Origin of the sequence: Nocardia spongicola (assembly GCF_047200775.1) — a bacterium.
Lineage (GTDB): Bacteria > Actinomycetota > Actinomycetes > Mycobacteriales > Mycobacteriaceae > Nocardia.
The window spans coordinates 72,879-95,196 of the sequence record NZ_JBJZOO010000015.1 but is presented as its reverse complement, the minus strand read 5'-3'; the positions used below and the strand labels follow the sequence as shown (position 1 = coordinate 95,196).

The 22,318-nt window shown below is 64.2% G+C and carries 22 protein-coding genes; 14 read left to right on the top strand and 8 right to left on the bottom strand.

Annotated features, from left to right (window positions below; all coding sequences use genetic code 11):
• Positions 1–406: 406 nt before the first annotated feature.
• From ACL02S_RS20570 to ACL02S_RS20550, 5 genes are all read left to right on the top strand, one after another.
• Positions 407–1,018: a hypothetical protein gene (locus ACL02S_RS20570; protein ID WP_412804094.1), complete on the top strand. Its 612-nt coding sequence runs from the start codon at positions 407–409 to the stop codon at positions 1,016–1,018.
• A gap of 376 nt (positions 1,019–1,394) precedes the next feature.
• Positions 1,395–2,018 (top strand): superoxide dismutase, encoded by a 624-nt coding sequence (locus ACL02S_RS20565; protein ID WP_412804093.1) that lies wholly within the window; start codon positions 1,395–1,397, stop codon positions 2,016–2,018.
• Positions 2,019–2,222: 204 nt separating this feature from the next.
• Complete coding sequence (locus ACL02S_RS20560; RefSeq protein WP_412804092.1) at positions 2,223–2,750, top strand: peptidase; 528 nt, start codon at positions 2,223–2,225, stop codon at positions 2,748–2,750.
• A 207-nt stretch (positions 2,751–2,957) separates the two neighbouring features.
• Positions 2,958–3,380 (top strand): hypothetical protein, encoded by a 423-nt coding sequence (locus ACL02S_RS20555; RefSeq protein WP_412804091.1) that lies wholly within the window; start codon positions 2,958–2,960, stop codon positions 3,378–3,380.
• An 83-nt stretch (positions 3,381–3,463) separates the two neighbouring features.
• The gene (locus ACL02S_RS20550; protein ID WP_412804090.1) at positions 3,464–3,925 is read left to right on the top strand and encodes a hypothetical protein; all 462 of its coding nucleotides are present in this window, start codon (positions 3,464–3,466) and stop codon (positions 3,923–3,925) included.
• A 260-nt stretch (positions 3,926–4,185) separates the two neighbouring features.
• Here the strand turns inward: ACL02S_RS20550 and ACL02S_RS20545 are convergent, their stop codons facing one another.
• The 4 genes from ACL02S_RS20545 to ACL02S_RS20530 form a co-directional block, all read right to left on the bottom strand.
• The gene (locus tag ACL02S_RS20545; protein WP_412804089.1) at positions 4,186–4,947 is read right to left on the bottom strand and encodes an ESX secretion-associated protein EspG; all 762 of its coding nucleotides are present in this window, start codon (positions 4,945–4,947) and stop codon (positions 4,186–4,188) included.
• A 23-nt stretch (positions 4,948–4,970) separates the two neighbouring features.
• Positions 4,971–6,212: a hypothetical protein gene (locus ACL02S_RS20540; RefSeq protein ID WP_412804088.1), complete on the bottom strand. Its 1,242-nt coding sequence runs from the start codon at positions 6,210–6,212 to the stop codon at positions 4,971–4,973.
• A 36-nt stretch (positions 6,213–6,248) separates the two neighbouring features.
• Entirely contained in the window at positions 6,249–6,722 is a 474-nt protein-coding gene (locus tag ACL02S_RS20535; RefSeq protein ID WP_412804087.1) for a hypothetical protein, read from the bottom strand.
• Between the two features lie 115 nt (positions 6,723–6,837).
• On the bottom strand, positions 6,838–7,410 hold the full coding sequence (locus ACL02S_RS20530; protein ID WP_412804086.1) for a DUF3558 domain-containing protein: 573 nt from the start codon (positions 7,408–7,410) through the stop codon (positions 6,838–6,840).
• A gap of 467 nt (positions 7,411–7,877) precedes the next feature.
• Between ACL02S_RS20530 and ACL02S_RS20525 the strand changes: the two genes are divergently transcribed.
• Together ACL02S_RS20525 and ACL02S_RS20520 are read left to right on the top strand one after the other, a co-directional pair.
• Positions 7,878–8,633 carry a TMEM165/GDT1 family protein gene (locus ACL02S_RS20525; protein ID WP_412804099.1) on the top strand — a complete coding sequence of 252 codons (756 nt, stop codon included), beginning with the start codon at positions 7,878–7,880 and terminating at the stop codon, positions 8,631–8,633.
• Positions 8,634–8,765: 132 nt separating this feature from the next.
• A complete protein-coding gene (locus ACL02S_RS20520) occupies positions 8,766–9,533 on the top strand; it encodes an SDR family NAD(P)-dependent oxidoreductase (RefSeq protein WP_412804085.1) in 768 nt (255 codons plus the stop codon).
• A gap of 61 nt (positions 9,534–9,594) precedes the next feature.
• Here ACL02S_RS20520 and ACL02S_RS20515 read toward each other — a convergent pair whose 3' ends face one another.
• The 3 genes from ACL02S_RS20515 to ACL02S_RS20505 all read right to left on the bottom strand — a co-directional run bounded on the left by ACL02S_RS20515 (position 9,595) and on the right by ACL02S_RS20505 (position 14,234).
• Complete coding sequence (locus ACL02S_RS20515) at positions 9,595–10,413, bottom strand: class I SAM-dependent methyltransferase (RefSeq protein WP_412804084.1); 819 nt, start codon at positions 10,411–10,413, stop codon at positions 9,595–9,597.
• Positions 10,414–10,587: 174 nt separating this feature from the next.
• Complete coding sequence (gene htpG, locus ACL02S_RS20510) at positions 10,588–12,606, bottom strand: molecular chaperone HtpG (RefSeq protein WP_412804083.1); 2,019 nt, start codon at positions 12,604–12,606, stop codon at positions 10,588–10,590.
• Positions 12,603–14,234: a TM0106 family RecB-like putative nuclease gene (locus ACL02S_RS20505; RefSeq protein ID WP_412804098.1), complete on the bottom strand. Its 1,632-nt coding sequence runs from the start codon at positions 14,232–14,234 to the stop codon at positions 12,603–12,605. Before ACL02S_RS20505 ends, htpG begins: the two co-directional genes overlap by 4 nt.
• Before the next feature lie 236 nt (positions 14,235–14,470).
• Here ACL02S_RS20505 and ACL02S_RS20500 point away from each other — a divergent pair, with 236 nt between their 5' ends.
• From ACL02S_RS20500 to rraA, 6 genes are all read left to right on the top strand, one after another.
• Positions 14,471–15,124, top strand: coding sequence for a DUF6474 family protein (locus ACL02S_RS20500; protein WP_412804082.1), 654 nt, complete (start codon positions 14,471–14,473; stop codon positions 15,122–15,124).
• A 280-nt stretch (positions 15,125–15,404) separates the two neighbouring features.
• On the top strand, positions 15,405–15,941 hold the full coding sequence (locus tag ACL02S_RS20495) for a copper resistance CopC family protein (protein ID WP_412804097.1): 537 nt from the start codon (positions 15,405–15,407) through the stop codon (positions 15,939–15,941).
• A gap of 65 nt (positions 15,942–16,006) precedes the next feature.
• Positions 16,007–16,900, top strand: coding sequence for a CopD family protein (locus ACL02S_RS20490; protein WP_412804081.1), 894 nt, complete (start codon positions 16,007–16,009; stop codon positions 16,898–16,900).
• Between the two features lie 34 nt (positions 16,901–16,934).
• Entirely contained in the window at positions 16,935–17,390 is a 456-nt protein-coding gene (locus tag ACL02S_RS20485; protein ID WP_412804080.1) for an SRPBCC family protein, read from the top strand.
• Positions 17,391–17,423: 33 nt separating this feature from the next.
• On the top strand, positions 17,424–17,789 hold the full coding sequence (locus tag ACL02S_RS20480) for a DUF5313 family protein (protein ID WP_412804079.1): 366 nt from the start codon (positions 17,424–17,426) through the stop codon (positions 17,787–17,789).
• A gap of 138 nt (positions 17,790–17,927) precedes the next feature.
• Complete coding sequence (rraA, locus tag ACL02S_RS20475; protein ID WP_412804078.1) at positions 17,928–18,425, top strand: ribonuclease E activity regulator RraA; 498 nt, start codon at positions 17,928–17,930, stop codon at positions 18,423–18,425.
• Between the two features lie 84 nt (positions 18,426–18,509).
• Here rraA and ACL02S_RS20470 read toward each other — a convergent pair whose 3' ends face one another.
• A complete protein-coding gene (locus ACL02S_RS20470; protein WP_412804077.1) occupies positions 18,510–18,728 on the bottom strand; it encodes an RNA-binding S4 domain-containing protein in 219 nt (72 codons plus the stop codon).
• Between the two features lie 239 nt (positions 18,729–18,967).
• Here ACL02S_RS20470 and lysX point away from each other — a divergent pair, with 239 nt between their 5' ends.
• Positions 18,968–22,291, top strand: coding sequence for a bifunctional lysylphosphatidylglycerol synthetase/lysine--tRNA ligase LysX (gene lysX / locus ACL02S_RS20465; protein WP_412804076.1), 3,324 nt, complete (start codon positions 18,968–18,970; stop codon positions 22,289–22,291).
• The last annotated feature ends 27 nt before the right edge of the window (positions 22,292–22,318 follow it).

The window sequence follows — 22,318 nt, the reverse complement described above, 5'->3', positions numbered from 1 at the left end:
GCTAGTGAATGACACCGATGAAGTTATCCACATAATTCACAATCTGATCCACAAGACCCGCGCAGCAGCGGATACACCGCCGGAAACGAGTTCGCGAACAGCGGATCAGGCGCCCGGAAAGCTCTTTCCGTGTTCCCGGTCGGAAGGCCACGGCCACTCCGCTGCTCGCGCGGAGGTTTCCAAGAAGCTCCCCGGCCTTGCGCGGGGAACAAGCGATGCGAATGACCGATCCGAGACTCCCCTCCTGATCCATCCCGGAGCGGCCATTCGTCGCCGACCTCGGAACCTGCGAACGAACAAGTTCCGATATCTACTTGGACGCAGCGAAGACGCAATCGGTTCCATCAAAAGGGGGAACGCCGCAAAAATACAGAGTTACGAAGGATACAGTCGGTAGCCTGGAGCTATGACTGCAAGTAGGGGGTTACTCGACGGAATGGACACCGCAGGCATCAATACCGCGCTGTCGGAGGCCACATGCCTTGGCCTCGTCGTGGACGAAGCAGCTCATCAGCTGCGACTCGATCTCGAAGTGCTGACCATTCCCGAGCACGGGACAGCAGCCGAGGACTACCGCGTGCAGGTGACATTCACCGGCGTGAGCCGGATCGCCGCGTCATTACGATCCCAACACTGGGACGATGTCGAGCCCCAGGTCATGCCGCTGCGACTGGATCGCTTGGACGAGGCCGTGCGCAGCTTCGGCGGCGCTCGGCTACACGGCTGGGAATTCATCGATCTCGACGACAGCGGCTGGGCATTGTGGGGCGAACTGCTCAGCTTCGACGTCGAGATCGCCGATCACGAATCCGCGCACATTCTGGAGTTCTCCCAAGAGGAGGGCATCAATCCACGCGAACTGGACGTCCGAGTCTGGTTCGACAGCATCACCGTCCATGACCCGCAGGGCAAGCAGATCCCACTGACGGATTTCATCGCAGGCGGCACCCGCTGGTGGCAGGCACACGATGCGGGTGACCCGCAAGCGACCCGCCCAGGTATCGCTCCACCGCTGTAACGGCCGGTGCGCCGGAAACACTGCGACGACTGCGTATCCGATGGATCGCGTGACCGTGCCCGAAGTGGGTATCCGGCACGACGAGCGATTCGGCTCGGCCGGGCCGGACTTGCTCCACGGTGATCATGCCGGACTCGGGGCGGCCGGGACGCCCCGCTAGTTCGCCGTACCACGACATGATGTGATGCTTGTGATGCTATGGGTGCGTTTCCAGTAGTGCTGATGTCTGTGGTGTGGCAGCGCGATCCACCCGCTGTGCGCGGTTCGACCGGAATGCGTAGGCATCGGCCCGAGTTGGAATCGACTGGGTGTACGAATGATGGTTGGCTGTGCTCGGCACAATGAGCACAACCAGCCCGACATAGGAAGGGACATCGTGGCTGAGTACACGCTGCCAGATCTGGATTACGACTACAGCGCCCTGGAGCCCCATATCTCCGGGCAGATCAACGAGATTCATCATTCCAAGCACCACGCCGCGTACGTCGCCGGAGTGAACACGGCACTGGAGAAGCTCGCCGCGGCTCGCGAAGCCGGTGACCACGCGGCGATCTTCCTGAACGAGAAGAACCTGGCGTTCCACCTCGGCGGCCATGTCAATCACTCCATCTGGTGGAAGAACCTCTCCCCCAACGGCGGTGACAAGCCTGTCGGTGAACTGGCCGCGGCGATCGACGACCAGTTCGGCTCGTTCGACAAGTTCCGCGCCCAGTTCACCGCGGCGGCCAACGGCCTGCAAGGCTCCGGCTGGGCGGTGCTCGGCTACGACACTCTCGGCCAGAAACTGCTGACCTTCCAGCTCTACGATCAGCAGGCCAATGTCCCGCTCGGCATCATCCCGCTGCTGCAGGTCGATATGTGGGAGCATGCCTTCTACCTGCAGTACAAGAATGTCAAGGCGGACTACGTCACCGCGTTCTGGAACGTGGTCAACTGGGCCGATGTGCAGGATCGGTTCGCCAGGGCGGTTTCCCAGGGCAAGGGTCTCATCTTCGGCTGAGTCGGCTCGAAGACCCCGATCGGGTCCACGAACTCGCGTCGCATGATGGGAGTTCGCGGACCCGATCCGCGTCCGGTCTGCCACCCACCGTCCGATTAGCACTCTTTGGTACTTGTGTGCCAGGTGATTCTTGGTTCATATTCGGGAATCCACAGATCAAGAGGACGGGCAAAGCCGCCCCCGGTTCCATGACGGGAGGCAGAAATGCGCACGAACGAACCCATCGGCATCACGCCGTTCCACGCTCGCGGGTCACTACGAGGCTTTCTCATCTCCGGCCGCTGGCCGGACACCACCAAGGAATGGGCTCAAGTGCTCGTACTCGCGGTCCGCGTGGCCACCCTACCCGGCTTGCTGTCGACCTCGACAGTTTTCGGCGTACGCGAGGACCTACCCGATGATCCCGCGCCGGGCACGGTCGGCTTGGTACTGGCCGAAGGTCCGGTACTCGGCGATGAAGCCCTGGAGCCGGGGCGGTTCGCCGCACATGTACCTCCGGCTCTGCTGATGCTGCACCCCCCATCCGAAACCCGTCCGTCGCTGCCCGAGTGCGCGGGTGCTGCCTCCGGCTGCGTCTTACTGCCCGGGGTGCCACATCTAGGGCTGGAGCACCGCGCCGCCTGGGCCGAGGCGGAATCCGATGGCACAGTCACCTCGCTGGTGAGCCGGGTAGGCCTCGACCCGATCAGCGATCCCGACACCGCGATTCTGGCGATGCTGCTGGCCGCGTGAACGGGCACGCCTCCCGGGCTCGGACCGGTGCCCGCCGGGTTGGCGCCGACAGCCACAGCGCACTCGGTGTGCGCCTGGCGCAGATCCCGGCTCACCAGCCACTGCGTGCGTTTCTTAAATTTTCTTTGTGAAACACACACATTTTATATAGACGGTCCTCTAGTGTGTGCTTCCTATCACATTTGGGAAGCACATAGGAGTGACGCTATGCCCAGCACTACCGCCGCTCGCCGAGTCGGCACCGGGCTCACCAGCCTCGCCGCGACAGCAGCCGTCATTGTTCTCGCAGCGCCATCAGCACAAGCCACCGTCAAAAGCGTGACGATCTCCGGCAGCGACCACGTCGTCGGCACCAGCTACACCCTGGAAGCCACCGTCGGCGGCATATCGTTCGGCCTGCCCGTCACCTGGACCGCCAACGGCGTCAAAATCGGTGGCCCCAAGGTGCCCTGGCCGCCGGGCAAATCCACTCAGGAGTGGACCCCGGAGTCCCCCGGACAGCACATCATCACGGCTACGCAGGGCAGCAGCACCGAGTCGATCGTCGTCGACGTCACCAAGCCTGGCGGCAGCAGCGGAAGCGCGAATACCGGGAGCGCCGACGGAATCCTCGGCAATCTACTCGGCTGACCCTCCGAGAACCAGATCCCCTCCAACCGAAAGAAACCGTAGTCATGTCTGTGAAAAATGTGAAACACGATCGATCCACAAAAGTGCGCACTCGAGCCCTTCGCGCGGGCACCGGGCTCACCAGCTTCGCCGCCATAGCAGCCACCGTCGTGCTCGCAGCACCCTCGGCGCAGGCCAGTGTCTCGTCGGTATCGGTATCCGGGGTTCTCCACACCGTCGGCACCACCTACACCATCACTGCCAAGATCGGCGGCGTCTCCGGTCTCCTGCCCGTTGCCTTCAGCGACAACGGCAACAAGTTGGAAACCTCACCTGTACTTCCGAACCCGCTGACCGGAACAGCGAAGATCGAATGGACCCCGAGCAGCGCCGGTCAGCACGTCATCACCGCCACGCAGGGCTTCAGCACCAAATCGGTGGCCATCGATGTCCGTGAGAAATCACCCATCACCGGCAGCGCGAGCGGTGGCAGCTCGAATCTCGGCAGCGGCAGCGCCAGCGGCTCCGGGGAGTTCCTCGGCGGAGTGATAGCGGGCAGCAGCTGACCGCTGCCTGGCAGGTGCGCAGCGCGGCGGCTCGAATACCGCGTAGGCGTTCGGATTCCGGTGTTCGCTCAGGGCACCGGAATCGGCTCTATCAGCACCGCTGTGCTGCGAATCACCGACCCGGCACGTACTGCGCCACCCGGGTCGTGCCTGCGCTCGATGGCCTGATCACCACGCGGCTCGGATCGATCTCGCTCCGGTCGGCGATCCGGGCATCACGATTCCGGACGGCTGCCTGCCCGGGTGAGCACGAAACCTGTTCACCAGGTGCTGGACTCGTCCGCCCGCAGGCGCCCGCGGGCATGGTCGATCCACGTGGTGAACCCGGCAGCGAAATCGGCGGCGACAACGGGGCGGATGTCGATGTGTTCACTGGTCCGGTGTCGCAGATAACGGCCGTCGCCGGTCACGTCGACCCATTGCATGGAATACCACGGGGCAGGGCGCTCGAGAATGTGACCGACAAGCAAGCGGGCATTGCCCCCGCCATCGATGGGGCGGCGTGTCAACGCCTCGTACTGTTCACGCGGACTGCGCCGCGAGTAATGCTCCGGAGCACTCCGGGAGTTCAGATCACGCACCGCGAAGGTCGCCGCGGGCTGAGCACCCGCTGGGCAGGCAGGCAGCAGCCGAGCCAGACGTCGCGGTAGCTGCTCGGCCGGAAACAGCCTGCCGTGGACGGGGCCGTCGATATCGTCGACCGTGGACTGGGCCAGCGCCATGCCGTAGTCGGTGGTGCAGGCGCCGACCACACGGTACTCGCGTATGGCGCCACGATCGGTGGCCGTTGACCCGCCTCGGATTTCGATGCGGAGCTGCCCTTCAGTGAGCGTGTGGAAGGCCAACCGGATCAATTCCCGCTGCTCCTCGTCCAATGCGGCGAGCACCCGCGCCCGGTGCGCGTCGTAAGCGTCCCTGGTCTGGTATTTGCTCAGAAAACGCAGTGGACGGGGAAAACGATCTATTCCTTCGCTGTACCAGAGCGCGGCGAAAGCATCCGGTTCCCATACCCATTCAGTCATCGGTGGATGATGCTCCTCATTCGTTATGACTGCGGCGGATCGGCTGCAGGCGCGTCGGCGCCGATGATCCCGCCGGATACGGTTCGCGGTGTCTCGCCGAGCAACTCCTCGGTGTTCTCAGCGGTGATCAAGTAGTCCGGGATCTTGTGCGTATCGTCATCTTTGTCTTGGCCCCGGCCTGCGCCGGGAGCGCCCATCATGCCGGGCATACCGGCCCGGCCTGCCCCGGCGGCAGCCGAGCCCGCACCGGTAGCGGCAGGGGCGGTAGCGCCGGGTCGACCAGGGAAGCCGCTTCCCGGCCTCGGCGTCAGGGTTGACGCACCCGGTCCACCGAAGCCACTGCCACTACCCGCACCACTGCCACCGCCGAAACCACCTCCGCTGCCAGAAGCACCTCCACTACCGAAACCACCAGGCGATCCGACCGATGGCCGGTCCTGGGTGGCGGCAGCAGCGGGGGTCATGGCAGCAGCCGGGGTGGTTGACGGATCGGTGGGTGTCGAACTGCTCGCGGTGGTCTGCGGCGGAGCGTCCGGATCGCTCGAAGCACCGCGCTCCGGCGCAGGGCCTCCGGCGGTGGTCTGCTCATCGGGGGCCGCGACGGCAGGGGATTCGCTCGGTGTGCCCGCACCGCTGGTACCGCTGTCCGAACCGCCGGGGAAACCACCGCCGCCGAGGCCCCCAGTTCCGGTGCCGCCACCGCTGCGGCCGGTGTCGTCGGGGAAAGGGCCGTGTAGTGGGTCGGTGGGACTCACCGGAGCGGGGAGCACGGGAATCTCCTTGTCCGCAGCGGCGAACGGGGTGACATAGTGACTTTCCATCACCTGGCGGGCTTCTTCTTCCGCGTCGTCACGCTCGTCATCTTTCAAACCGAACCAGGTATCCAGCGAGGTCCAACTGAATCCCTTGACAACACCGGGCAGTTTGTCATTGGTCGTGGTAATCGCCTGCACCGTTTCGTACACCCGGTTGGACAGCGTCTCCAATTCGGAGGTCAATTCGATGGCACGCTGCGTGTAGCTGCCGATCGCCTCGCGCGAGGCCTCAGCAGCCGGACCGTCCCAGGCCGCGGCACTGGAGCGGCGAATGCGGGCGGCGAAATCTTCCACACCGTGCCGCCACTTCTGCGCGATCTGCCCGTATTGGTTGGCCGCTTCCAGCGCATTGTCGATGGGCCGCAGCGGGTTGAAGGCGGAATTGATCTGCGGATGCCGGAAGCCGTGCGGGGATTCCGGCTGTTGGATCTGCGGGTTCTCGAAGTCCATGGTTCACCTGCTGTGACTCGTGTCCGGTGCGGATCGCTACACCAGATCCTGCGGGGAGCTCGGTCCACCAGGGGTGCCAGGGGCGGGTGGCTCGGTCATGAGTTCGCCATAGCGAGCAGCGAATTCGGCGTCGGTGGCCTGGTAACGCTGCGCGATCAGGCGATGCAACTGCTGGAGGTCGTCGACAATGCGGTAATGCTGCTCGAGCACCGCGTGCACGCTGTTATCGGACCCAAGGGCCTTCTCCCTGAATCGGCGCACCAAGGTCTGCGCCGAGGTCAGCTCGGCGGTGTTCTCCCCCAAGCCCCATACCTCACGATTAGCGATATCCGTGGCTATCCCTTGAAGTTCTTGGATCAAAGTCTTGAACGACTCGCAGTCGCGTTCGATAGCGACGAACTCCTCGGCGTCCACCCGCACCGCCCCCGGTCCGGTCCCCCCGAAACGCACCGACAGCCGACCCTCCTGCGCCTCGGTGAGCAGATCCCGCAATGGCTTCTCATCGCTCATGCTGTATCCCTTCCAGTCTGAGCGAACCCCTGCGTGGCCATGCCACGCTGCCGTCTCCAGACCCGACTACTCATGCCGTATCCCCTCGCCCGAGTGCGAAGGACTCTCGCTCCGGTCATGCGTCATGTGGAATCAATGGGACCACCTTCTCCGCCAACCTCTGCGCCAGCACACACGTATCCATATGCCCGGTCTCCCGACGAGAGTCGGGATTGTCCAGGGAGAACTCCAGACTCCCGCCACGCATCTCGACATTCAACGTGCACGTCGAGCGGGGGTTGCTGCGGGTGGCGACATTGGTGGCAATCGCCTGCCGCCCGTCAATGACGTACTCATCCCGGATGGTGAGCTTGGGGTTCGCCCGCACCCGCTCAACCGTGAGATTGGTCGTCGTGATCCCGGCCGCATAGCTATCCGGTACGACCCACCGGCAGCCTCGCCACTTGATACCGCCACCGCCGTTGTAATCGGCGCTGTTAGGCAAACTGGCCACTCGCAGCCGTTCGGAATCCAGCACCGATTTCGGGATATCCGTACACGGATCGAACCCCGAGGGCGCCTGCTCCGCGAGCGCGGTCCCGCTCTCCACAGCATCCACCGACCCGGCATCACCCTCACTCGAGGTCCCGCATCCGGCTGCCAGTACCAACGCACTCGACACCGGTATCAGCGCTCGACTGCCCCGCACCGCACCCCTCCTCGACACTCGCTGTACGACCGCCGGGACCGCACGAAGCCCCCGCCCTTCAAAGGACCACCATAACGACTCGACCCCAACCGGACAATCGGGTCAGCCCAGCCCCCTGACAGCCGATGGGGGTTGCCGACTGTGCGATGAGGCCTTCCCACCTACCGGATATGGTTAGCCGAAACCCCTCCTGTGGATCACCAAAATTATTGTGCGCATTGCTATTTCGATTATCGACAAGTTGGCAGTGGCGGCTCGATGGAGTACAGTTGCCAGCAGCGAAGGGGAGTAGCCCCCAATCGCGTGGTCGACATACTGATCCAGCGCCTCATCCGGCCATGGGTCCGGCTGCGTGAACCGGCGTTCCGTCGGTGGGCGAGACCTTCGGCCTGGACAACCATTTCGTTGTCGGCCGGAGGCTACCCGTAGCTCCGACCGGCAGGCCGGAGACCCGGGAGCAGCCACCTGTGATCACCACCCTAGCGCTGAGTATCGGCATCGTCTTTCTCGCCGAGCTGGGCGATAAATCCCAGCTCATGGCACTGACATTCGCACTGCGTTACCGCTGGTGGGTGGTATTGGGCGGGATCGCGACCGCGACGGCCGCGGTACACATCATCTCGGTCGCCGTCGGACATTTTCTCGGCACGGCACTGCCTACCCACGCGATCGCAATCGTCGCCGCGATCACCTTCCTCGCCGTCGGCCTGTGGACCTTGCGGGAACATTTCGGCCCTACGGAGGAGCAACCGCGCCCGAAGACGCCGAGAACCGCGAGTGCGCCCTTCTTCGTTGTGCTGTCCGCGTTCCTGCTCGCCGAGCTCGGCGACCGGACTATGTTCGCGACCGCCGCACTCGCCACCGACTACCACTGGGCCGTGGTATGGCTCGGCTCGACCATCGGCATGGTCGCCGCCGACGCACTCGCCATCGCGGCGGGCATCCTGCTCGGCAAACATCTACCCGAGCACGCCATCGGTATCGGCTCGGCACTGCTTTTCCTCTATTTCGGCACGGCGACTCTGCTCGGTACCCTCACCCAAGCACTGACCGGACCGGTCGTCGCGGTGGTGGCCATCGCGGCACCGGCGACAGCCCTCTGCGCACTACTGATGCACCGGGCTTCCGAGCGCAAGCACCCCGCCTCCAGCGCGGGGCAGACTGCTACCGCGGCGCCGGTGCCGACCGGAGCAGGTCGGCCACCGGCGCAGATAGGTCGTTGATCCCCGCGACGAAGTGCGGCGACAACTCGATCGACGCATACCAGGCCCCTTCCGCGCAGACCCAAGCACCGAGCACCGGTTAGGGTGCCATTGACGAGAAGCCAATTGGCTGTCATCAACGAGAGGACCACCGTGGAGATTTCGGGTTCCGCCGCCATAGTCACCGGAGCGGCATCGGGCCTAGGCGCCGCCACCGCCAAACGTTTCGCCGAACTGGGCGCCACCGTCTTCGGGCTCGACGTACCGCAGTCGATCGAGCGGGCAGGCGACAGCGTTCCCGCAGGCATCACCCTCATTCCGGCCGATGTCACCAATGGTGACGAGGTCGGCGCGGCCATCGCGCAGATTTCCGAGTCCGGCACCCCGCTGCGGATCGTGGTCAACTGCGCAGGCGTCGGCTGGGCCGGCCGCATCCTGTCCAAGAACGGGCCGCACGATCTGGAACTGTTCCGCAAGGTCATCACGGTGAACCTGCTCGGCACTTTCAATGTCATGCGGCTGGCCGCCGACGCGATCGCCAAGACCGAAGCCCTTGACGAGTACGGCCAGCGCGGCGTCATCATCAACACCGCGTCGGTCGCCGCGTTCGAGGGCCAGGTCGGCCAGATCGCCTACTCGGCGTCCAAGGGTGGCGTGCACGGCATGACCGTTCCGGCCGCCCGCGACCTGGCTCAGTTCGGTATCAGGGTGAACACGATCGCCCCCGGCATCATCGATACCCCGATGCTCGCAGGTGTCACCGAGGAGTACCGCAAGGGACTCGAGGCCGGGGTTCCTTTCCCCTCTCGCTTGGGTCGCCCGGACGAGTACGCGCAACTGTCGCAGTACATCGTCGAACATGATTACCTCAATGGCGAGACCATCCGGATGGACGGTGCGCTGCGCATGGCCCCGCGGTAGTTCGGGCCGAGAAATCACGACTGTGTGGCTCCTTCCGCGGAAAGAGCCACACAGTCAGCGCTCACCTGAGCGGCTTGTGTCCGATACCGAGATACGCCGTGGTGGACAGCGGAGAGTGCGGCCGATATCTCTCGGTGAGGAACTCCCGCATCAGCGTGGCGCGTTCGGCCCATACCTCCGGACCCACGCTTTGCCGCATGAGCTCTAACGGCGCGCTGCTGCGCACCATGGTCTCCCAGAGCTCTTCCGGTTCCGCGAAACTGAGCGCGATCGAATGCCGCTGGATCGAAATGGCTTCGAAACCAGCGCCACGCATCTCGGATTCGAAAAGCTCCGGATTCTCCAGACTCAGGAAATTGGCCTGCGGCTCCTGGACACTCGGATCGGCCGCGGCCAAGGCATCGAACATCATCCGCATCAACGGCGAGTCCGCGACCGGTGCCCAGCTCGATACCACCGCGGTACCACCGGGCCGCAAGACCCGGAACAACTCCGCGAATCCTTTGGCCCGCTCCGGGAAGAACATCAGTCCGAACATCGAGAACCCGGCGTCGAACCGATCGGATTCGAACGGCAAGTTCTGTCCGTCCCCCACCTGTGCCCGGATATTGCTCAGCCCGGCGGCGACAGCGTCTTTCGCCAGTCGCGCGATCATCGGCTCGGAAAAATCGATGGCTTCGACCAGCGCGACATGCTCGGCGGCAAGCAAACTGAGGGTGCCTGGCCCCGCCGCGACATCCACGATCTGCGCCGTGGGCGCCAAGGAGACGAACTCGAGCGCACGAGCCGCGAACGGCTGCATGATCGCCGCCGCGAACTCGGCATAACCGTCGGCGACGAGATCCCACGGCTCGGCGACGGCAAGCGGATTTCTGGACATGTTCTAGCGATCCTTTCCGGCATCCATCGCACCGCGCCATACCGGGACACGTTTCCCAGCCCCATGAACAGCTACGCCTAGCAGCCACTGTAACCGTAGAACGACCGAAACCACGTCCGGCATACGCACCAACGACCGGAGGACATTCCCGAGAAGTCCTCCGGTCGCGGCAACTCACAACGTGCGCGTGAGCCGATCGGTGAGGATGTGGGCGAAATGCGCCGGATCCTTCAATTCGCCGCCCTCGGCGAGCACCGCGGTGCCGTAGAGCAGCTCAGCGGTTTCCGACAGCTCGGTCGCGGTACCGGCATCGGCCTCCTGCTTCTTCTCGGCGTAAGCGTCGCGCAGACCGGTGACCAGCGGATGGGTCGGATTGAGTTCCAGAATCCGCTTGCTCTCCGGCAACACCTGCCCCGAAGCCCGATACATCCGCTCCAGCATCGGCGTGAAGTCGAAGACATCGCCGACCAGACAGGCAGGGGAGGTGGTGAGCCGGTTGGTCAGGCGCACCTCCTTGACACTGCTCTCCAGTGCCTTGCCCAACCAGGCCAGTACCTCGGCGAAGTCCTTGTCCTGCTGCTCGCGCAGCGCCTCGGAGGCTTTCTTCTCCTCCTCGGTCTCCAGATCGACCTCGCCCTTGGCGATGGACTGGAACGGCTTGCCCTCGAATTCGGGCACCGACCCGACCCACATCTCATCGACCGGATCGGTCAGGATCAGCACTTCGCGTCCCTTGGCCTTGAACGCCTCCAGATGCGGGGAGCTCTCTACCTGCTGCCGGGACTCGCCGGTCATGTAGTAGATCTTGTCCTGCTCTTCCGGCATACGCTCCAGATACTGCGCGAGCGTGGTCGGTTCGGTCTCGGAATTCGTCGAGGCGAACGAGCAGACCTGCAGGATGGTGTCGCGGTTGTCGAAGTCCGAGAGCAGACCCTCCTTGAGGACCCGGCCGAATTCCTGCCAGAAGGTCTGGTACGCGGTCGAATCCGTCTTCTCTTCCGACTCCGCCTGCTCGGTCTCCGCCTGCGCGGTCAAGTGGGCGGCCTGCATATCCTTGACCGTAGACAGCACCTTCTTCACCAGGCGCTTGCGGATCAGCTGGATCTGCCGGTCCTGCTGCAGGATCTCCCTGGAGACATTGAGCGACAGGTCCTGCGCGTCCACCACGCCCTTGACGAAACGCAGATACTCCGGCATCAGCTCTTCGCAGTTGTCCATGATGAACACCCGCTTGACGTAGAGCTGCACACCGCGCTTGTGCTCACGGGCGAACAGATCGAACGGCGCGTGCGTGGGAATGAACAGCAGCGCCTGGTATTCGAACGTGCCCTCGGCCTTCAGCGGAATGATCTCCAGCGGATCGTCCCACCCATGGCTGACGTGCTTGTAGAACTCCTTGTACTCCTCATCGGAGACCTCGCTCTTCGGGCGGGTCCACAAGGCTTTCATGGAGTTGAGGGTCTGCTCCTCGAGGACTTCGGTCTCTTTCGCGTCCTCACCCTCACCCTCGGTGACCGTCCGCTCGACCTGCATACGGATCGGCCACGCGATGAAATCGGAGTACTTCTTGACGATCTCCCGCAGCTTCCACTCCAGGGTGTAGTCGAAGAGGTGATCTTCCTCGTCGACCGACTTGAGCTGGAGCGCGACCGAGGTGCCCTGCGGCGCCTCGTCGAGTTCTTCGATCGTGTAGGTGGAGCTGCCCGCGGCCGATTCCCATCTGGTACCGGTGGTCTCCCCCGCGCGGCGGGTGGTCAAGGTGACCTTATCGGCGACCATGAAGGTGGAGTAGAAACCGATGCCGAACTGACCGATCAGTTCGGCGGTGTCGATATCGCCCGCCGCGGCACTTTTGGCCTCGTTCAGCTTCTTGCGTAACTCGGCGGTACCGGATTTGGCGAGGGTGCCGATCAGTTCGACCACCTCGGCGCGCGACATACCGATGCCGTTGTCCCGGACGGTCAGGACCCGGTTGTCCTTGTCCACCTCCAGCTCGATGTGCAGATCGGAGGTGTCGACATGCAGATCCTTGTCCCGGAAGGACTCCAGCCGCAGTTTGTCCAGCGCGTCGGAGGAATTCGAGATCAGCTCACGGAGGAAGGTGTCCTTATTGGAGTAGACCGAATGGATCATCAGGTCGAGCAGCTGATGCGTCTCGGCCTGGAACTCGAGTTGTTCGACGTGCTCTGTCACGTCGCGATACTACGACGACAGAAATCGGTAAGACCAGGAACCTCTGCATCAGCGCGGGTCGTCATCCATTCGCGCAACACTTGGGTGGCCCTGACATCGTCCTCGTTGTACTCCAGTAACCGGGTGCGCTGCGTCATATCGGGAGCGTCCGCATAGCCGACCGCACGCCGATACCAGCTCATCGAGGCCTCACCGCTCGCCTCGGGGTCGCGCCAGGCGAATCCGGCGACCGGGGCGATCTTCTTCAGTCCTTTGCCGTTCGGGCAGATGAACTGATCGGAGACGGCCTGGAAGATGTCCACCCATTGCGGCCCGTCCACAAACGCGCGCACCTGCTCCACCGTCGGTACTCCTGGCCTGCCCGCGAACCGGCGTGCGGACTCGTACAGCCATTTGTCCTCGGCGGTGCGCGAATAGCAATAGGCGGCGAACGTCTTCCCCGCCGCGGCCGCCTCGGCGCGTACCGCCATCAGCCATGTCCAGAATTCACCGAAGGAACGCCCTTCGTCCTCGGTGGGGAGCGGATCCCAGGTCACGAAGGGACGGTACACACCCTGCAACAACGTCCCCCACAGATAGGCACCGTGTTCCTGGAAACTTTCCAGGTCGACATCCACTTCCACATCGGCCCGGCGCACTTGTACCTGCTCCACCCGGCGTACCAGCGGCGCACCGGCCAGCCATGCGCGCGCGGTGACCACGGCCTCGTCGAACGGGCCGTGCTGCCAGTCCTCCGGGTCGGGACCGGTCCAGGCCGCGAGCTCATCGATCGTCTCGATACCGTGCCCGCGCAGCACCTCGGCACGCGAGCCGGGCGCCACCACGCTGACATCGCGGTGTTCGACCAGCCAGCTCTCGCAACCCGCTACGTCGCTCCGGCGTGACCACCACGGACATTGCCTGCACTCGGGCACCTTGGACGGCACGGTCGGCAGCTCACCACGCACCACGGCGATCCGATCGGCATAGCGCTGGTCGTAGTCGGCCAGCAGCAGAGCCAGATCGTGCACAAGGATGCAGTCGAAGTCGTAGCCGATCACCCCCCCGGCCAGACTGGGACTGGCCAGACCATGACGCTGCAGCATCCGGTACAGATGCGCCAGACGCTGCTGGTCACGGGGCTGCTGGCGCAGTTTACGGCGCAGATCCGGTTGCGGATCCCAGCGATACGGGTCCGAAGTGGTCGGGTGGAAGTCGGCGGGCTCCGGCCTGCGCGGATCGGTCACTTTGTGGTTCACCACAATGACCGGGATATAGCCACCGCGATCGGTATCACGCAGCAGGATCTCCGCACCGCCACGCCTGCCGGTATCCGGTTCCTGTGGCAGCAGACCACCCCAGATATGGCGCGCACCCGCCTCGCACGCGCGCATCGTCGCCTCGGCCCGCGCGGTGGCGCGAAGCCCGGGATCGATCACCACCCAGGCATCCGGCGCGGCCGAGACCAGCGCGTCACGCACTCTGGCACGGTGCGCGGCCGCGGCATCCCTGCGCTGACGTATCCCCGCGTCCTCGGAAATACCCGCCAATGCTTCGGGATGCGCCGCCTCCAGACGCAGGCGATGGCGGCAGCCGATCAGCGCCCTGGCATCGATGAAAGCGGTCGGCACATCGACGGGCCGATCGATGGCCGCCCCGTTACGCTTGCGACCTTCCCGGTCACCGATGTCCGAATCCACGCTATGCAGTATGGGCCCTTACCCTGACAATCCCACCAATCGAGGACCACAAGACGGTGGCAGACCGCACTACCCGCCCCGCGGCCCGCAGCGACCCGATAGGGTATCGGCAAACCGTGTGACATGGGCAGACGGGCCTACTGGGCATCGCACTGCCACAAAACCAGCCTGACGGAGGGCCTTCGATGGGGTTGTTCACGAAGCGCAAGCGGCGACCGAACCGCAGGGCCGCGGCGAAAGCTCTCAAACACAAGGCCACGATCGAGGCCAAGCTCGCCGCGAAGAACGACCGCAAAGCCCGCCGCGCTGAGGCACGCACCCAGCGCAAGGTCGCCAAAGCACAGATCGCGACGCTCCAAGCGGAAGAGAAAGCCGCGCTGAAGGTCGCGGCCAAAGCCGAACGCGATCGGTTGAGCCCGAGTCAGGTCAAGAAATATCTCGGTGTGGTCCGCGTACTGATCCCGGTACTGGCCCCACTCGCCTACCGAGGTGCGACATTCCTGCGTGGCAGGCTCGACACTCATCGCGCCCAGCAGCTCGGCGTCAGCATCGACCAACTCGGCGATTTCACAGGGCACAGCGCCAAGCTCCAGGTCAGGATCGCGAATGCGGAAGCGGCATTGGCGAAGGTCGGCACGCAGGACGGCAGCACGCAGGGTGGAAAAGGAGAAGCGCAGAAGTTCGTCGCGGTGACCGAAGAACGCCTCGGCAGCCTGGCCGTCGCCCTTCGTACTGCTGATCAGATACCCGCCAACCGCCGTCGTGCCGTGCACACATCGATCTCCCATGAGCTGTCCGGGATCGAGGCCGATATCCTGGCTCGGCTCGGCGTGCGCTGACAACTACAGTTCGGTTCGGACAGAAGGCTTCAGCATGCACAGCTCGTTTTCCCTCGCCCTCGGCACGACGGTCGCCGATCCGGGATCACCCCTGCTCACTCGCGATACCACCGGGGTGCCCGGCCAAGGGGCGGCAGCGGTCGAACACTACGGCCGGATAGTCGCCGAGCGGGATCGCGGCAACGCGCCGGTCCCGCGAGCATCGCGGACCCGGCTGCTCACGCACCCGGCGCGACGGCACGAGGGATCGGCACACCGTGCCCGAACGAGCACCCTTCTGATCCGCCGCCTGCTCACCACCATCGCGGCGGGCCTGCTCTTGCTCGGAGCGGGTATCGCCACGGCGGGGGTCGCCTCCGCGCATTCCGCCGCCGTCGGCAGCGTCCCTGAGGACAACGCGACGCTGGAGACCGGCCCGGCGCGGGTCAGCATCACGTTCAACGAAGAACTGCAGCCCAATTTCCCCGCACTCACCGTGGTCGGCCCGGACAAAAACCTGTGGTCCAAGGGTGAACCGGTTGTCGAGGGCAAAACCGTCAGTGTCACCGTCGGTGAGCTGGGCCCGGTCGGCGAGTACACCATCGCCTACCGGGTGACCTCGGCCGATGGCCACCCGGTCAGCGGCAAACTGCACTTCACGCTCAACACCCCTGGTAACGGCACGCCAGGTCCCAGGCTGGACGCTAAGGGCGACGAGAGTTCGAACAGCTCGGATGGGGTTGCGCTGTGGGTGTTCGTCGGCGGAGCGATCGTGCTCTTCGGCGGTGGACTCGCGTTCGCGTTGTTCGGCGGCAGGAGCCGCAACCCCAAGCGGTGAATCCCGCGAGAAGCTGTCGCCGGCCCCAGGTACGACGAGCTACCCCTCGGGCATCGCCTGCGGCATTGCTGTCGGCTGCCGCGGCCGGGTTGGTCGGCGTAGCACTCGCCGGAGTTCTGGCCCTGCCCGGGCCACTGCCCACAGAAGCCGCGATCCGGGTACTCGCCGACGGCGCCGGGTCGACCACACTCGGATTGGCCGCGCTATCACGGGTGGTACCGCGATTACCCACGCCATGGCGCCTGCTCGCGGCGGTCGCCGGATTCTGGGCGGTCGCCGAGTTCGGCACGCTGATCTTCGAAGCGGCCCACGTGGTCGGTGTTCCGGTGACTGGACTCAGCGCGGGCGAGTTCGGTACCTATCTCGTCCATATCAGCGGTGGCCAGGTCGGAATCGCGATTTTGATCGGGGTGACAACGGTGGCCGGTGGTTCGGCGCTGGCCTTCCGGCGACCCGAATCCGCCTCGACCGACCTGGTACTGGTCTTCGCCGCGGTCGCACTGGCCTTGCGCCCGATCACCGGACATATGTCCCAACAGCTGTTCGGATCCGTACTCGCGGCGGTGCACGCACTGGCGGCGGCAGTCTGGTTCGGGTTACTGATCGCGCTGACTCTGGTGGTGCGGACCCGCGGTGAGTGGGCGGTCGCACTGCCACGGTATTCGGCAGTCGCATTGCCTTCGGTGGCCACGGTCGCGGTGACCGGACTACTGAACGGGCTGATCCGCCTCGACGGGATCGGTGCGCTCACCACCACCGGCTACGGCAGAATCCTGCTCGCCAAGATCGCGGTACTGCTCGGGTTACTCTGGCTCGGCTGGTGGTGGCGACGTACCTGGGTGCCGCGGGCGGCCGACCACAGAATGGATGCCGAAAGGTCACTGCGCCGTGCGGTTGTCGAGGTCGCGGTGATGGCGGTGGCTTTCGGGCTCGCCGCGACCCTGGCCGTCACCGCATGAGACGATGTGGCGCTGTCCCGGTTACTGTTCCGATATGACCGAAGTGAAAATCGTCGAGGATTGTGCCGCCTCGGCGGAGTCAGCATTCCTCTACGTGAACGACTACCAGAATCTGCCGAACTTCCTCCACGGCGTGCAGTCCTTCACCCCGGTGAGCGAACAGACCGAAGGCGTCGGCGCCACCTTCGATGGAAATATGAAGCTGGGCCCGGCTGCGCTGAAGTCCCGGCTCGAAGTGGTCCGGTGGGAGCAGAACTACGCCATCGGGGTGAGATCGATCAAGGGTTTCGAAATCGAATCCACTTTCCTTTTCCATGCCAAAGACGACACCTTGTGCACCATCGACGCGATCGTGGACTATCGGGTGCCAGGCGGCCTGGCGGGACGGGCCCTCGGCAGAACCATCGAGCCGTTCGTGAAGATCGCGGTGCAGCACACCACCCATAATCTGGTCACCCAGATCGCCGCTTTCCACGCCGCTCGCTCCTAGCGGAGATTTATCGCACAGGCATAGCCTGGAGGTATGAGAACCCCCACGATAAGGCAGCGGATCGCCTACGATCTGGGCCGCGAGCTCCCCGAGGAGCTGCACGAGTGGGTCATCCACGACCTCGTCGGACACGGGGCCATGGAGCGATATCTCGTTCGGTTTCTCGTTCCGGCTATCCCGTTCTTCGCCTTGGTGTTGTTGTTCCCTGGACCAATGCCACTGAAGATCGGTTTGGTCGTATTGATGGTCATTCCATTGATCATCTTCACGGTCTCGCTCAACTATGTCTGGCGCCGCTTCCGGCTGGTCCAGCACGGCTTGAATCCGGGACTGATCGACCACGGCAAGATCTCCGAACACGATAGAGACCTGTACGAACTGCGCTACGGGCATCGATAGCGGAGCCGATGACCCGGTCTCCACGCGTACTGTGCGGACGCACACGCGTGGAGAACATCGTGTCAGGCACTGTGCTGTTTCCTCAGGACCGGCCTGCCGGAGGGGGCCGAGGACGCGCTCGGCGATGAGCACGGCACAATGACCACAGTGACCGAATCGCAGAATGTAATCGCCACCGCCGACCTGGCCGATGAGATCGGCCCGGAGATCCGTAGCTGCGATACGCAGTTCCTTCAGTTCGGCCTGCGGGAAACGTTCTCCGGACGCATCACCACCATCCGCTGCTTCCAGGACAATCTGCTGGTGAAGCAGACGCTCGGTGAACAGGGCGACGGCAAGGTGCTTGTGGTCGATGGCGGTGCGAGTGTGCACACCGCGCTGGTCGGCGACATCATCGCCGGGCGCGGTGTCGAGAACGGCTGGGCAGGTGTCATCGTCAACGGCGCGGTCCGCGACTCGGCCATCCTGCGCACCCTCGATATCGGCATCAAGGCACTCGGCACCAACCCGCGCAAAAGCACACAGACCGGCAGCGGCGATCGTGATGTACCGGTCGAATTCGGCGGTATCACCTTCGTTCCCGGCGATATGCTCTACAGCGATCCAGACGGTATCGTCGTGCGCGCCGAAGACTGAACCGGTTCGGGAGCGCCTCGTTCACCCACACCGAAGTGCGCTACCGATGCCGACGCGCCCCGGTCGCTCGCGCATGATGCGCGCTCAGCCGGAAACCCTGACCTTGTGACCGGCGAGAACGACCACGTCACCGGGATGCAACTGCCGTCCCCGACGGAGTTCGACCTCGTCGTTCACCCGAACCAAGCCCGCGGCGATCACTGTCTTTGCTTCCGAACCGGATTCGATCAGGTTGGCCAGCTTCAGGAATTGCCCGAGCCGAATGACATCGTCATCGATCAACACATCGACTGGTTCTGACATGGGGTAATACTTACTACCTCAGCCGAACCCCCCCGAACACCGCCCTCAGATCTCAGCAATTCTACAGCTATTTCCGATGATCGCCGAGGACCGAGAACACCTGCGAACCCCGCTGGTCCACAGGACCCTCCCGCTGGCCACACCGCATCTGGTACAGGCATGGCAGAAGCGGCGCGGCCCGGTGAACACGCCGTGTTGTGGCGTGGCATGTTCGAGACAGCTGCGTACACACTGGTTTCGTGACGTCCGCGCAAGCCGAGCAGTACCTCGATACCGAACTCCCTGAGGGGAAGCCGATTCCGCCGGTACCGCACCGGGGGCATGGGCGACTGTCGGACGTACCGCATATCGCGGGATCGGCACTCGGTGTGTTCGCGGTGCTGTGCTTCCTGTGGAGCCTTTCACCAGGGCTACGTTTCGTAACCCAGATGCCACGCCACTACATCGACGACTATTACTTCGACGCACCGGATACCAATCTGATGTGGGCGCTGATCGTCGGCCTGCTGGCGGGCGCGATCGCAGGCCGCAAGCGAATCGCCTGGTCGCTGCTGCTCGTCTACCTCATGAGTTACACGGTGGCCAATGCAGTGGCCTTCGCAGGCCGAGGCGATATCCACGCGTTGGTGGCCATGGTGCTGCACCTCATGATGATCGGGGTACTCATCGCGGCATGGCCCGAGTTCTACACCAAGGTGCGCCGCGGTGCGGGCTGGAAGGCGCTCGGCCTCCTGCTCGGTGGCCTCACTTGCGGCACGCTCCTCGGCTGGGGGCTGGTGGAATTGTTCCCGGGCAGCCTGCCACCGGGAATACAGCGCCCCGGCTGGGCGGTCTACCGGGTGACCGCGGCGGTACTGGCGGACAATGAACATTTCGACGGGCAACCACCCGCGTTCGTCAACCTCCTGCTCGGCCTGTTCGGTGCGGTCGCCCTGCTGGCCGCGGTCATCGTTCTGCTGCGCTCACAGCATGCGGCGAACGCGATGACCGGAACCGACGAATCCGCGATCCGTGGACTGTTGGAGCACTCGGACGTAGCGGATTCACTCGGTTACTTCGCCACCCGTCGAGACAAAGCGGTGGTGTTCGCCCCGAGCGGCAAGGCCGCGGTGACCTATCGGGTCGAACTGGGCGTCTGTCTGGCCAGTGGCGATCCGATCGGCATCCGTGAAGCTTGGCCGCAAGCGATCGATACCTGGTTACGTCTGGCTGATCGATTCGGCTGGACCCCAGCAGTCATGGGTGCGAGCGAACTCGGTGCGACAGCGTATCGGCGCGCAGGCCTTTCCGCACTGCGCCTCGGTGACGAGGCGATCCTGGATACCAGGAACTTCTCGTTGACAGGGCCGGAACGGAAACCGGTGCGCCAGGCCGCGAATCGACTCCGCAAACTCGGTATCGGCGTCCGCATTCGCAGGCACCGGGATATTCCCGCCGGAGAGTTCGCCCAGATCGTCGCCCGTGCGGAAGCCTGGCGTGATACCGAGACCGAACGTGGATTCTCCATGGCGCTCGGCAGATTGGGCGATCCACTGGACGGCGACTGTTTGCTGGTCGAAGCAATCGACCAGCACGAGCAGGTGCTCGGCATGCTTTCGCTGGTTCCGTGGGGTCGCACCGGTGTCTCCCTGGAATTGATGCGACGTGATCCGCGGGGCCCGAACGGGGTGATGGAGCTACTGATCTCACAACTGGCACTGCGCTCCGAACAACACGGCATCACCAAGATGTCATTGAACTTCGCCGTCTTCCGCTCGGTATTCGAAGAGGGCGGCCGGATCGGGGCAGGCCCCGTACTACGGCTGTGGCGCGCTGTCCTGCTGTTCTTCTCCCGCTGGTGGCAGCTGGAGGCACTGTACCGCTCGAACGTCAAATATCAGCCGTACTGGGTACCCCGGTTCTTCCTTTTCGAAGAACGCAGGCAGCTGCCGCGAGTAGCGGTCGCCAGCGCGATGGCCGAAGGGTTCCTCCCTCGGTTCGGCGAGCGACCCGATACAGCGGCACACACCGGTGTGCGCACGTCGGTACCCAGGTCGGTGACCGGACTGCATACCGACGGCAGCCCGCCGGATAGCGTCGAATTCGGCGGTATACAACAACATCCGCGCAGGCCGGAACAGGTTCGGGTGCGCATGAACAAGCTTGCGCGCCTGACCGCTTCCGGTATCGATGCCTACCCGGTGGCCTATCCGCCGACGCACACCATCACCGAGGCACGGCATTCCCCACCCGGGACCACGGTGCGGATCTGCGGCAGGCTGTTACGTATCCGCGACTACGGCGGCGTGATCTTCGCGGTGATCCGGGACTGGACCGACGATATCCAGCTGATCATCGATCGCGAACGAGTCGGCTACCGGCGCAGTGCCGAATTCGGCGAGTTCTTCGACCTCGGCGACCTGATCGAGGTGAGCGGCCGGATAGGACACAGCAGACGTCATGAGTTGTCACTGCTCGCAGCGGATTGGCAGATCCTGGGCAAATGCCTGCATCCACTGCCGGACAAGTGGAAAGGGCTGTCCGATCCCGAAGCCAGGGTGCGGCAGCGCTATATCGACATGGCGGTCACCATCGATATCCGTGAGGTATTGGTCAAGCGCAGCGCCGTGGTGCGTTCACTACGGGACTCACTACAGGACTGGGGATACCTGGAGGTGGAGACCCCGATCCTGCAACAGGTACACGGTGGCGCCAACGCGACACCGTTCACTACCCACATCAATGCCTACGACCTCGACCTGTACCTGCGCATCGCACCAGAGCTGTATCTGAAACGGCTATGCGTCGGCGGCATGGAGAAAGTGTTCGAGATCGGACGCGTCTTCCGCAACGAAGGCGCCGACTTCAGCCATAACCCCGAGTTCACCATCCTCGAGGCGTACGCGGCGCATAGCGACTACGAGCGCATGATGCACACCTGCCGCCTGCTGATCCAGCACGCGGCGGTCGCGGCCAATGGCGCGATGGTGGTACTGCGCCCCCGCGGGGACGGCACGTTCGAGGAAGTGGATATCTCCGGCGAATGGCGGGTCCAGACGGTACACGGCGCGGTGTCCGAAGCGATCGGCACCGTGATCTCCCCTGCGACCACGGCCGAAGAACTGCGCGAGCTGTGCGATAAGGCCGACGTGCTCTATCAGCACAGCTGGGACGCCGGGCAGCTGGTACTGGAGCTATACGAGCACTTGGTCGAGACCAACACCACCGAGCCGACGTTCTACATCGACTTCCCCACCTCGGTATCCCCGCTGACGAGACAGCATCAGAGTATCCCCGGGGTCGCCGAACGCTGGGATCTGGTCGCGTGGGGCGTCGAACTCGGCACTGCCTACAGTGAGCTCACCGATCCGGTCGAACAACGACGCAGGCTCACCGAGCAATCATTGCTCGCGGCCAACGGCGATCCGGAAGCGATGGAGCTCGACGAGGACTTCCTCCAGGCGCTAGAGCACGCGATGCCGCCCACCGGCGGGCTCGGGATCGGTGTGGATCGGGTCGTCATGATGATCACCGGACGCGGCATTCGTGAGACGCTGCCGTTCCCGTTGGTGAAACCGCGCTGACCGACCTATCGCCGGTGAAAGGCTCTC

What these genes read in the sequence shown, in the direction of transcription:
- ACL02S_RS20570 (WP_412804094.1), top strand. Translation starts at nt 407, where the DNA reads ATGACTGCAAGTAGGGGGTTACTCGACGGAATGGACACCGCAGGCATC.
- ACL02S_RS20560 (WP_412804092.1), top strand. Translation starts at nt 2,223, where the DNA reads ATGCGCACGAACGAACCCATCGGCATCACGCCGTTCCACGCTCGCGGG.
- ACL02S_RS20555 (WP_412804091.1), top strand. Translation starts at nt 2,958, where the DNA reads ATGCCCAGCACTACCGCCGCTCGCCGAGTCGGCACCGGGCTCACCAGC.
- ACL02S_RS20545 (WP_412804089.1), bottom strand. Translation starts at nt 4,947, where the DNA reads ATGACTGAATGGGTATGGGAACCGGATGCTTTCGCCGCGCTCTGGTAC.
- ACL02S_RS20540 (WP_412804088.1), bottom strand. Translation starts at nt 6,212, where the DNA reads ATGGACTTCGAGAACCCGCAGATCCAACAGCCGGAATCCCCGCACGGC.
- ACL02S_RS20535 (WP_412804087.1), bottom strand. Translation starts at nt 6,722, where the DNA reads ATGAGCGATGAGAAGCCATTGCGGGATCTGCTCACCGAGGCGCAGGAG.
- ACL02S_RS20515 (WP_412804084.1), bottom strand. Translation starts at nt 10,413, where the DNA reads ATGTCCAGAAATCCGCTTGCCGTCGCCGAGCCGTGGGATCTCGTCGCC.
- ACL02S_RS20500 (WP_412804082.1), top strand. Translation starts at nt 14,471, where the DNA reads ATGGGGTTGTTCACGAAGCGCAAGCGGCGACCGAACCGCAGGGCCGCG.
- ACL02S_RS20485 (WP_412804080.1), top strand. Translation starts at nt 16,935, where the DNA reads ATGACCGAAGTGAAAATCGTCGAGGATTGTGCCGCCTCGGCGGAGTCA.
- ACL02S_RS20480 (WP_412804079.1), top strand. Translation starts at nt 17,424, where the DNA reads ATGAGAACCCCCACGATAAGGCAGCGGATCGCCTACGATCTGGGCCGC.
- rraA (WP_412804078.1), top strand. Translation starts at nt 17,928, where the DNA reads ATGACCACAGTGACCGAATCGCAGAATGTAATCGCCACCGCCGACCTG.
- ACL02S_RS20470 (WP_412804077.1), bottom strand. Translation starts at nt 18,728, where the DNA reads ATGTCAGAACCAGTCGATGTGTTGATCGATGACGATGTCATTCGGCTC.